This is a genomic window from uncultured Flavobacterium sp., from assembly GCF_963925415.1.
Classification (GTDB): Bacteria; Bacteroidota; Bacteroidia; order Flavobacteriales; family Flavobacteriaceae; genus Flavobacterium.
In genome coordinates, this window is the sequence record NZ_CAWUTS010000110.1 from 20,931 (window position 1) to 31,270 (window position 10,340).

At 32.4% G+C, this 10,340-nt stretch carries 11 protein-coding genes; 5 read left to right on the plus strand and 6 right to left on the minus strand.

The window, feature by feature from the left end; all coding sequences use genetic code 11:
* The 5 genes from AABM47_RS08915 to mnmE all read left to right on the plus strand — a co-directional run bounded on the left by AABM47_RS08915 (position 1) and on the right by mnmE (position 5,582).
* On the plus strand, positions 1 to 837 hold the full coding sequence (locus AABM47_RS08915; protein ID WP_338410575.1) for a DUF4249 domain-containing protein: 837 nt from the start codon (positions 1 to 3) through the stop codon (positions 835 to 837).
* Between the two features lie 39 nt (positions 838 to 876).
* Entirely contained in the window at positions 877 to 1,539 is a 663-nt protein-coding gene (locus AABM47_RS08920) for a thiamine diphosphokinase (RefSeq protein ID WP_338410576.1), read from the plus strand.
* 123 nt (positions 1,540 to 1,662) lie between these two features.
* Complete coding sequence (uvrB, locus tag AABM47_RS08925; protein ID WP_338410577.1) at positions 1,663 to 3,651, plus strand: excinuclease ABC subunit UvrB; 1,989 nt, start codon at positions 1,663 to 1,665, stop codon at positions 3,649 to 3,651.
* A 3-nt stretch (positions 3,652 to 3,654) separates the two neighbouring features.
* The gene (locus tag AABM47_RS08930; protein WP_338410578.1) at positions 3,655 to 4,125 is read left to right on the plus strand and encodes a DUF4375 domain-containing protein; all 471 of its coding nucleotides are present in this window, start codon (positions 3,655 to 3,657) and stop codon (positions 4,123 to 4,125) included.
* Positions 4,126 to 4,190: 65 nt separating this feature from the next.
* Positions 4,191 to 5,582, plus strand: coding sequence for a tRNA uridine-5-carboxymethylaminomethyl(34) synthesis GTPase MnmE (gene mnmE, locus AABM47_RS08935; RefSeq protein ID WP_338410579.1), 1,392 nt, complete (start codon positions 4,191 to 4,193; stop codon positions 5,580 to 5,582).
* 107 nt (positions 5,583 to 5,689) lie between these two features.
* Here mnmE and AABM47_RS08940 read toward each other — a convergent pair whose 3' ends face one another.
* The 6 genes from AABM47_RS08940 to AABM47_RS08965 form a co-directional block, all read right to left on the minus strand.
* Positions 5,690 to 6,568: a hypothetical protein gene (locus AABM47_RS08940; RefSeq protein WP_338410580.1), complete on the minus strand. Its 879-nt coding sequence runs from the start codon at positions 6,566 to 6,568 to the stop codon at positions 5,690 to 5,692.
* A gap of 11 nt (positions 6,569 to 6,579) precedes the next feature.
* Positions 6,580 to 6,849: a hypothetical protein gene (locus tag AABM47_RS08945; protein ID WP_338410581.1), complete on the minus strand. Its 270-nt coding sequence runs from the start codon at positions 6,847 to 6,849 to the stop codon at positions 6,580 to 6,582.
* A gap of 445 nt (positions 6,850 to 7,294) precedes the next feature.
* Positions 7,295 to 7,639, minus strand: a complete 345-nt coding sequence (locus AABM47_RS08950; protein ID WP_338410582.1) for a hypothetical protein — start codon at positions 7,637 to 7,639, stop codon at positions 7,295 to 7,297.
* A gap of 4 nt (positions 7,640 to 7,643) precedes the next feature.
* Positions 7,644 to 7,997 carry a DUF4339 domain-containing protein gene (locus AABM47_RS08955; protein WP_338410583.1) on the minus strand — a complete coding sequence of 118 codons (354 nt, stop codon included), beginning with the start codon at positions 7,995 to 7,997 and terminating at the stop codon, positions 7,644 to 7,646.
* A gap of 13 nt (positions 7,998 to 8,010) precedes the next feature.
* Complete coding sequence (locus tag AABM47_RS08960) at positions 8,011 to 9,015, minus strand: hypothetical protein (RefSeq protein WP_338410584.1); 1,005 nt, start codon at positions 9,013 to 9,015, stop codon at positions 8,011 to 8,013.
* A 46-nt stretch (positions 9,016 to 9,061) separates the two neighbouring features.
* The coding region (locus AABM47_RS08965) for an SPFH domain-containing protein (protein ID WP_338410585.1) at positions 9,062 to 10,340 on the minus strand (1,279 nt) is incomplete at its 5' end.

Genomic DNA, 10,340 nt, shown 5'->3' on the forward strand with positions numbered 1-10,340 from the left:
ATGATAAAATTCATTTATAAAATTGTAACATTTATAGTGCTTATTATATTCGTTATAATAAGTTGCATAAGTTGTGAAGATGTGGTTGATATTGAATTAAATACCGATAACCCGAGATTGGTAATTGAAGCCTCTATTATATGGAAAAAAGGAACAATTGGCAATGAACAAAAAATCAAAATTTCAACAACTACAGATTTTTATTCAACTACAATTCCAGTAGTTTCTGGAGCTACTGTTTTTATAACAGACAGTTCAAACACTTATTCATTCATAGAAAACATAGGAACTGGTGAGTATTTTTGCAGTAACTTTAACCCTGTTATTAATGAAACTTATGTTTTAACCGTTATGCATAATGGCGAAACCTATACTGCGACAGAAAAACTAACTGCCGTTCCCATAATAGATTCTGTAGGACAAACTGAAAATGGTGGTTTTTTAGGAACTGAAATCGAAATAAAATTCTTTTTTCAGGATGATGCAGCTGTTCATAATTTTTATTTCTATCAATTCAATTCAAATTTTAGTCAATTGCCCGAATATGATGTAAATGACGATAATTTTTTTCAAGGCAATCAAATGTTTGGTTTATATACCAATGAAAAAATGGAAGTTGGTGACGAATTGACTTTTACTTTACATGGCATTTCAGAGCGTTATTTTAATTATTTAAACATTCTGTTGAGTTTGTCTGGCGGAAATGGCGGGAGTCCTTTTAGTACTCCTCCAGCAACATTACGAGGTAATTTTGTCAACCAAACCAATTCAAATAATTTTGTATTTGGTTATTTTAGTGTATCTGAAACTGATGTAAATTCGTATATTGTGCAATGATTTTAAAATCATAATTCATAATTTAAATTACACAATCAAATGTCTTCACATCACATCGTTAGAGATGATCAAGAACCTGCATTAATTATTGCTAATGGTGCTGCTTGCAGTGAAGAATTATTAGGTCAATTATTAGAATGGTCTCCACTTGTTATCGTTTTAGATTCAGCCATAGAACGCGTTTTGGAATTGGGTATTAAAGTAGATGTGCTGTTAGGAGATTTTGACAGAGGATTTGATGTTTTACATTATAAGGAGAGTCAATTTCCCATCGAAATTGTACATAAACCCAACCAAAACAAAACCGATTTAGAAAAAGCCTTTGATTACCTAATAACACGAAAAATTCCTGCTGCGAATGTCGTATGGGCAACAGGAAAAAGAGCCGACCATACCATTACTAATATTACAAACATTGCACGATATAGAGATTTGCTTAAAATTGTTATTTTAGATGATTACTCCAAAATTTTTTTACTCCCAACTAAGTATGAAAAATGGTATCCTAAGGAAAGTATTATATCTTTAATCCCAATAGGAAAAGTAAACGGAATTAAATCCACAAACCTTTTTTACCCCCTAGACATCACCTCGCTAAACTTGGGTTACAAATCAGGCAGTAGCAATCATGTAACAGAAGACGGTATTGTTACTATTACTCATGAATCAGGTGATTTACTTTTAATGGAATGCTGGGATTAAATAAAGCATAAATTTAGAAAGAAAAAAATCACGTGTTCAAAAGAAAAAATAATCAAAGAATCTTATAATTCTATAAATTTAAAAACATAAATTGTAAATTTGATCCCCAAACCATACGCATAAATGAAATTTCAAGTTGTTTCTGATTATAAACCCACTGGTGATCAACCACAAGCCATAGAGAAGCTTTCGAAAGGCATTTTTGATGGCGAAAAATACCAAACCTTATTAGGAGTTACTGGGTCAGGAAAAACCTTTACAGTAGCCAATGTGATTGAAGAGGTTCAAAAACCAACACTCGTATTAGCACATAATAAAACTTTAGCGGCTCAATTATATTCTGAATTTAAACAGTTTTTTCCAAATAATTCGGTACAATATTTTGTATCATATTATGATTATTATCAACCAGAAGCTTTTATACCTGTAACAGGCACTTATATTGAAAAAGATTTATCTATAAATGAAGAGTTAGAAAAACTACGATTAAGCACAACTTCTGCCCTACTTTCGGGTCGCAGAGATATTATTGTAATTTCATCTGTTTCGTGCTTATACGGAATTGGAAATCCTGTTGAATTTCAAAAAAACGTAGTAACGGTCGAAAAAAATCAAATCATATCAAGAACACAATTATTACATAAGTTAGTACAAAGTTTATATTCAAGAACGGAAGCTGAGTTTACACCGGGTACTTTTAGAATCAAAGGCGATACGGTTGAAATTTTTCCAAGTTATGCCGATGATCCTTTTAGGGTTCACTTTTTTGGTGATGAAATCGAAGAAATAGAGGCTTTTGATCCGCGTACGGCGCAAGTTATAGAGCGCTACGAACAATTAAATATTTATCCTGCCAATATGTTTGTAACCTCGCCCGATGTGTTGAATGGTGCAATATGGGAAATTCAACAAGACATGGTTAAACAAGTGGAATATTTTAGAGAAATAGGAAAAAATTTGGAAGCCAAAAGACTAGAAGAACGAACTAATTTTGATTTAGAAATGATTCGAGAATTGGGTTATTGTTCTGGAATTGAAAACTATTCTCGTTATTTAGATGGCAGACTACCAGGCACAAGACCCTTTTGTTTGTTGGATTATTTTCCAGATGATTTTTTAATGGTTGTGGATGAAAGTCACGTGACACTATCACAAGTACATGCGATGTATGGAGGTGACAGAAGCAGAAAAGAAAACCTTGTAGAGTATGGCTTTCGTTTACCTGCAGCAATGGACAATAGACCCTTAAAATTTGAAGAATTTGAAGGTTTACAAAACCAAGTTATTTATGTTTCAGCTACTCCTGCTGATTACGAATTGGAAAAATGTGAAGGTGTTTATGTAGAACAAGTAATTCGTCCTACGGGTCTATTAGACCCTATTATAGAAGTTCGACCCAGCTTAAACCAAATTGACGATTTAATTGAAGAAATTCAGCTTCGTTGCGAAAAAGATGAACGGGTTTTAATAACAACTTTAACCAAAAGAATGGCAGAAGAGCTGACCAAATATTTAACCAAAGTTGCTATACGTTGCCGCTACATTCACAGTGATGTAGACACTTTGGAACGGGTAGAGATTATGCAGGATTTACGAAAAGGTATTTTTGATGTATTAATTGGTGTAAATTTATTGCGTGAAGGATTGGATTTACCCGAAGTATCTTTAGTCGCTATTTTAGATGCAGATAAAGAAGGGTTTTTAAGAAGTCACCGCTCACTTACTCAAACTGTAGGTCGTGCTGCTCGAAACGTAAACGGAAAAGCCATATTATATGCAGATAAAATAACCAAGAGCATGCAAAAAACTATGGATGAAACTACCTATAGAAGAGAAAAACAAACCGCTTATAACCTTAAAAATGGTTTGGTTCCCATGGCTTTGAATAAGAGTTTAGGAAATGTATTGAGTGGCAACTCAGTTTCGACACAATATTATGATAATTTAGAATACAAAGCGGCTGAACCTGAAAGCAACTATTTATCCAAACCTGAAATAGAAAAGAAAATTCGGGAAAAAAGAAAAGCCATGGAAAAAGCAGCTAAGGAACTCGATTTTATGCAGGCTGCCCGATTAAGAGATGAAATAAAAGCATTACAAGAAAAAATATAAAACATGAGCAATATTGACAAAATCCTAGCCTTAACAGACGAAATCGAAATCATAGAAGCAGTAGGAACCTCTATTTGGGACAAAAAACAAACTTCAAATGATATTACCTTATTAACCGATGGTGAACGCACCTTTGTGTATATCGATGTCTTTGAAGCTGCCATGAACGAAGGTGGTTTTAATCACTTTTTTAGCAGTGAGTCGGGAAACTTTGCACAAGAGATTAAAGCGGCTTATACTGCAATTAAAGCACCCAAATCTGCTTTATTAGTAGAAAAAGCCTTGGGTTTATTTCCCAAAAATTCGTATGTAGATCATTTAGACAAACGAAACAATCTGTTAGCAAAAATGGATGATAAAATTTTTTCGGGTTGGGAAGATTTAGACGAAATTTTCTTTAATGAAGAACAAACAGAAGATATAGTGGACTTGATTGTTGCTTATATAAGAACCCATAAAAACGAATTTAACTGAATTGTTACTTCAATTAAATAAACACTAGTATTTCAGATAAAAATTAATTGCATTAACTTTACCCTATGATAAATCAAGAAACCATTGTAGCATTAGCAACCCCATCGGGTGCAGGAGCTGTTGCCATAATAAGACTATCAGGAAATGAAGCCATAACTATAGCTTCAAGTGTTTTTGAATCAGTTTCGGGTAAAGAAATAAGCAATCAAAAAACCCATACCATTCATTTGGGCCATGTGGTTGATAATGGAAAAGTATACGATCAGGTTTTGATTTCTATTTTTAAAAATCCCTATTCATATACGGGTGAAGATGTAGTAGAAATTTCGTGCCATGGGTCTACATTCATACAACAGCAAATCATACAACTCTTACTTCGCAAAGGAGCAAAAATGGCACAAGCAGGTGAGTTTACTTTACGCGCTTTTTTAAATGGAAAACTTGATTTGTCTCAAGCAGAAGCTGTTGCCGATTTAATATCTTCAGATAATGAAGCCAGTCATCAAATTGCTATGCAACAAATGCGTGGAGGCTTTAGCAACGAAATTGCAAAACTTAGAGAAGAATTGCTGAATTTTGCCTCACTAATTGAGTTGGAACTCGATTTTGCCGAAGAAGATGTGGCATTTGCAGACCGAAAACAATTTGCTGAATTATTAAACCGAATCGAATTTGTTTTAAAACGATTAATTGATTCATTTGCTGTGGGTAATGTTATAAAAAACGGAATTCCTGTTGCGATTGTAGGCGAACCAAATGTGGGAAAATCTACCTTACTAAATGCCTTATTGAACGAAGAACGTGCAATTGTTTCTGACATCGCAGGAACAACACGTGACACTATTGAAGACGAATTGGTTATTGAAGGTATTGGATTTAGGTTTATTGACACTGCGGGTATTAGAGAAACAAGCGATGTTATAGAGGGCTTAGGAATCCAAAAAACCTTTGAAAAAATTGAACAAGCACAAGTTGTTTTGTATTTAATAGACAGTACGCAGTGTACTGTAAGTCAATTAAATAATTTAAAAATAGAAATTGAAAAAATAAAAAATAAATTTCCTCAAAAACCAGTTGTGGTTGTAGCCAATAAAGCTGATGTGACTTCAACTGAACAAAAAAATAGCATACAACTTATTATAGATCACATAGTGTTTTTAAGTGCTAAAGAAAAAATAGGCATAGATGAATTAAAAACAACCCTACTCTCTTTTGTAAACACAGGAGCATTACGCAATAATGAAACAATAGTTACCAATACCCGTCATTACGACTCCTTAATAAAAGCTTTAGAAGAAATTACTAAAGTTCGTTTTGGTATGAATCATAATTTATCTTCTGATTTAATGGCTATCGACATCCGTCAAGCCTTATTTCATTTTGGCGAAATTACAGGGCAAGTTTCAAATGATGAATTATTGGGTAACATTTTTGCTAATTTCTGTATCGGAAAATAATCATGTTGATCTTGTCTTCTAGCTAATTTTTTTTGTTTAAGTTTCCTCCAACACCTTAAACAGTGTATTTTGTATAATTTTTTGCCTTTTGTTAGTTTATTATGTCATTATTTTAAGTATTTTTTAATTAATTCACTTTCAATCTCAATAAAATCTCTGCTGGGAGGATTATTTGAACCTGGGCTCCATGTATTAAAGTATGTTACGTTATTTTTTTTCCAAAATGAAAAGCTTCTATTTACATATCTAGGATTTGTATTTTTCGTTTGTTTTTTGGGCCAAATTACTATTATTTTTGATTTAAGATCTTGATCTTCTGAATGAATATCTAAATCAAAAGGGCCATTTTTTTGAGATTTAGTAAATTCTTCAATTTTTTTGAAACAACTTTTTTTGTGATTAAAAATATCATAATAGGCCTTTCCTACTGAAAAAACTATTTTGATGTCAGAATCCTTTATTGCTTTTTCTATAACAGTAAAAACGTTTTCATCCAGATAATTGACAATTTCTTCATTAATTTTAAGAGCTAACCAAGATTCTGAATTCCAAGGACAAATTTCAATAGCAAATGGTTTTTTATAAATATCAAATTCCATTCTCTCTATGAACATTCTCTTAAACCAATTTGCTTGATCTTGCCAAAAACCAATGTCATAGGTAGGAAAATCTTTAGCATATTCATAATAAGTAGAAGCATTATTAAATTTATCTAAATTTTTTTTAAACTCTTTTACACTTTTTTCTTGTTTTGTTCTACAAGGATTTAAATTTAAAGTAATAACAGAGTGATTTGTAATATTTCCTAAATAAGGTTGAGGTAATACATCATATTCTAATTTGGTGTCTTTTTTTTTAGTATCTGATTTAACCTTACCCTTATGTTTGCTCCAAACCTTATCCTCTTTAAACGTTACTTTTGGGTTTTTTTTCCATTCTTCAAAAAAAGTGTTCCATTTTGTTAAATATACATCTACATTTTCCATTTTTATTTAATTTATATTATAGCATCAATGACATCTTGTGAATACTGTTTATAATCATAACCCATTGAATTAGCTTGACCAAAATAGTCTCCATCAATTTCACATTCATAATCATAGTCTTTGATGTCTATGTTATATAGATTTTCAATTAGCTCTAAAGTGATGTCTTGTATCCAATCATCCGTATCAACATTATTATCGTCCTCAATTGTAGAAATTGATTGACTAACAATAAATTCTGCAATCATTTCATTATTATGAGAATCTATAAGTAATTCCAATGCATGGATGAAATAGTTTGAAAACCATAAAAAAAATCTAGCTTTTCTTAATATATTGTTGTTTCTGTATAGTTTTCTTTTTCTATCAGTATAGCCAATAATGACTTTTCTTGTAGTAAAGAGGGTAATTCATCTAAACCTTCAGCCAAGGAAAAATAATCATTTATATCGATTTAGGGTTAAGATTTGGCGTGCATTCCGAATCACAAAACTGTCAATTTACGATAAGGTTTATTAGTTGCAATAACCTTCAAATTACCACTATCTACCCGTTGGCTTTTAGCCCGTGTTACAAGTTGGCCGTTCTTGTCCTTCGATATTCTACTTTCATTTTTGCTGCATCTTTTCTGTCTGTCGTTCGTTTGGGTAGGCAAGCTCTTTTGCAGGTTTTGGTTTTAGCGCTGACTGGTGCGACCTGCAAATGTGCTTGACTACGAGGCATTGGCTATTGTTTTGCTTTGTTTATTGAGTAAGCAATCAAAATAAAAACTAACAATAAAATTCCATTAATAATGACATAACTTGGAACAGAAAAATTAATAAAGGTAAAAATCAGGTTACTAGTCAAGGTAATCACAAAGAAAATACCAGAAACAACTCTAATATTAGTCGTTGTTTTCGGAAGTTCAAAACTTGCTGCGATAGTCATTACTAATGCTGTCGCAAGAAATGCAAAACTACCTAGACTTAAAAGTATTTTATTTTCACTATCGTGAAAACTATAAAAGCCATAAGCTATAAGTAAACTCAACGCTATGGCTATAATGGTTTGTATAAAATTTATTTTCATAATCTCATGGGTTTTGTTTGAATGTTGGTGGTGCTAATGCAACCAGTTTTAGTATTTCAGGCAATTTTTCAGCTATTTCCCACTTTGGTATACCTGGCTTCCAAATATAAGTCTCCTTAACAACTTTTTTTTCGGCAATTAAACGAGATAACTCCTGTTCCGAAAAAGGACCAGCTTGATTGCCGTCTATCATTGCGTAATAAAATTGAGGTGCTGCTGTTTGCATCGGATTCATAGAACCCGGAAAGTGCATATTAGACATTGCACTATTCATGGTCTTAACCATTTGCTGTGCAACTGTAATACCCATTCCGAATTCTACTAATCTATTGATTGAAAAAAAACTATCATCATTCATGTTTGTATTATTTTTATGAGCATTTTGATTTTAATGTTGATTTAAGTGATCCATTGAATAATAATAATGTACACCATCTATAAAACGCAATTCCTTCAATCATAATATTAACATCACGCCCTTCTCCTTTTCTTGCGTCTGCTCTACATCCTTCAATGGAGATTGGAGCAAAAATTTTATACCAACCATGTTTTTTAAATTTTGAAATTTCATCATAATTTAGAAAAACATTTGACTGTCCTCCAATTAATTTTTTAGACTTAAACAAAATACCTTTTTCAGTTGCAATTAAAACATCAGGTGAAAGGCCTCTTTTAAAGCTCAAAAGAGCTGGAAGGTATTTGCGCCCTTCTGTCGATGTCACCCCTTTTTCAAGAAGAATTTTTTTCAGCTTTTCATTATTGGTATTTGAAAGTTTCTCATCTAAACTAATTGTTGTATCACCCAATAAAAGTACATCCTTATTCAAAATTCCATTATAGCAGTACATATTAATAGATTCATATGGCAAAAACGAATTTCTTGTTTTAAACCAAGATTTTTTTGTATGCCCAATACCCTCTTCACTAATAATAATAATTTCCCGGTAAGAGAGCCATCTTTTTGGATTAAATAAAGGAAATAGGGATTTAATTTTTTTACCATTTAAATCATTTACTCCAATAACTCCTCCGTGCTCTAAAATATGTTGCTTTAGCGTTAATACTTCTTCTTGTCTATTAAATATAAAATCAATATTACTATTATCACCACCTCCAGCTTTATAACCTGTAGAAATTTTAGTTCCTAGAATTGTAATGCTAGAATCAAAATAAATTATTTTTGGAATATTTAATTTTTTACACTCACCGCGTAATATTTCTGCTAGCCATCCTAAGCCCCATGGTAATTTAAATTCGTGACTAAAAAGCCATAAAAATTTAGTAGTATAAATAATTTGATCAGAATTTAATTCAAGATTTTTACTCGAAAACCCCTTTAATTGGTTTAAAAAATTTACTTTAAATACTTTGTTCATAATATGTTATTTATAAATATTAATAATAATTATTTTTTTATTTATTTTATATATTTTGTGAAGTTGGAGGTGGTGGAGGTGGAACTGTGCCAAATAAATTTGCAAGTTCTTGAACACTTCCTGCTACTTCCCAACCCGACATACCTTGTTTCCAAACGTGAGTATTTTGTTGAAGTTGTCCATTTTGAACCATTTGCTGTAATTCCTGCAAATTGAAAGGACCCGATGTTTGACCGTTTATGGAAACACTATAAGCGATTTTTGGTGGTGGAGGTGGTGTATTTTGCTGCTGCTGCATATTTTGGCCCATATTATTCATCATACCTGCCATTTGATTACCCATTGCACCTCCCATCATCATACCTGTCATCATTCCTGCGGGATTCATTCCGCCACCGCCACCACCGATATTTCCCATCTGACCAAGACTTTCTGCTCCAGTTTTTAAAACATCTGTTTGTTGGTTTAAAGCATGAGCTCCCATAAAGTTGGTTTCGGTTTGAAGTTTTTGTGCTCTTTGTGCCTCTTCTCTTTGAACACGTAACGTTTCTTCCATATTCAAAGCATTAATGCTCTGCATGTCCGACATATTCTTAATACTAACATCAGTTTGAGCGGTATATGTCTTCTCCTGTTGATCCCTTGTAACTTTAAGAAGTTTTTTATACCCTTCACTTTCCTGGTCCATCTCGAGAGAATCAATATCGAATCTTTTCAAATTAACACCGAAATCATCTGAAAAAGTATCTTTCAATTTGGCTTTTAGCGTCTCATTAATGAAATCAAGGTTTTCCTCAATCTGAACCAAATTTAACGGATTGGTTCTGTTTATATTCATCACACCAGATTTCACACTACTTGTAACAGCCGATTTAATTAAGTTCTTGAAATCATCTAATTCAAAATTGATTAATCGAGTGTTTTTAATAAACAACTTGTAATCTGTAATATTGAAGATTATTTGACCACGAACAGACATAGGAACAGGAAAATCTGGCAACCTTGAATCAGTTATATTGAAATATGGAATGCCAAATTTTATTGACACATTTCCAGCAAGATTAATAAAATAGATTTCAGCTTGAAAAGGTGAAGCACCACCAAAAGCCAAACCTACAATACTTGATAAAACAGGAAAGTTTGCTGTTTTTATAGTTTGGTCATAAGGACCAACGATAAAATCTTGCATGGCACCATCTTTTTGTTGGTATACAAAAACGGCTAATTCTCCGTCTTTTACACGCAAACTGCTACCATAGCGGATAGCATTTTCTTTTTTTGTTGAATTGGCTTCACCCGAAGGGCGCCATTTCCAAACAAGATAT

Bases quoted from the DNA above. Each gene is read 5' to 3' on its own strand.
- AABM47_RS08955 (WP_338410583.1), bottom strand. From the start codon at position 7,997: ATGAATGATGATAGTTTTTTTTCAATCAATAGATTAGTAGAATTCGGA.
- AABM47_RS08960 (WP_338410584.1), bottom strand. From the start codon at position 9,015: ATGAACAAAGTATTTAAAGTAAATTTTTTAAACCAATTAAAGGGGTTT.
- AABM47_RS08950 (WP_338410582.1), bottom strand. From the start codon at position 7,639: ATGAAAATAAATTTTATACAAACCATTATAGCCATAGCGTTGAGTTTA.
- mnmE (WP_338410579.1), top strand. From the start codon at position 4,191: ATGATAAATCAAGAAACCATTGTAGCATTAGCAACCCCATCGGGTGCA.
- AABM47_RS08930 (WP_338410578.1), top strand. From the start codon at position 3,655: ATGAGCAATATTGACAAAATCCTAGCCTTAACAGACGAAATCGAAATC.
- AABM47_RS08915 (WP_338410575.1), top strand. From the start codon at position 1: ATGATAAAATTCATTTATAAAATTGTAACATTTATAGTGCTTATTATA.
- AABM47_RS08940 (WP_338410580.1), bottom strand. From the start codon at position 6,568: ATGGAAAATGTAGATGTATATTTAACAAAATGGAACACTTTTTTTGAA.
- uvrB (WP_338410577.1), top strand. From the start codon at position 1,663: ATGAAATTTCAAGTTGTTTCTGATTATAAACCCACTGGTGATCAACCA.
- AABM47_RS08920 (WP_338410576.1), top strand. From the start codon at position 877: ATGTCTTCACATCACATCGTTAGAGATGATCAAGAACCTGCATTAATT.